Annotated in this window: 1 protein-coding gene; it reads left to right on the top strand. The window is 65.7% G+C overall.

Going from position 1 to position 335, the window contains the following annotated elements:
• Positions 1–104: 104 nt before the first annotated feature.
• A partial coding sequence (locus AB1L30_RS00180) for a hypothetical protein (protein ID WP_367011344.1) occupies positions 105–335 on the top strand: 231 nt, incomplete at its 3' end.

Raw genomic sequence — 335 nt, 5'->3', positions numbered from 1 at the left:
GACTTCGACGATGCTGCGGCCATCGATACGGACGTTTGGGTAGCCATAGGGCGGTCGTAATATTGCTACGGCCATGGCACCCTGGCAATCGTTCTAAACGCCATATGGGTAGCGACGATTCTCTTGGCTGCGTGATTGTCGAGGCCCTGCGGACGGTCGGCCGGAAGCGTCTGGAGGCCGGCGACCTGATCGGCGCGTGGCCGTATTTCCGGACGATCGGCGAGAAGGAGCCGGTGGCCGAGGCGATCGAGCAGGTGGACCCGGCCGCGACCGACGGCCAGGTGCTCGGGCAGATCATGGAGCTGGCGCTCCAGCACGGGGTCCACCCGGTCCGG

The sequence above is a fragment of the Bremerella sp. JC817 genome (assembly GCF_040718835.1).
Lineage (GTDB): Bacteria > Planctomycetota > Planctomycetia > Pirellulales > Pirellulaceae > Bremerella.
Note: the sequence above shows the minus strand (reverse complement) of the source record. Positions and strands in the feature narration are given on the sequence as shown.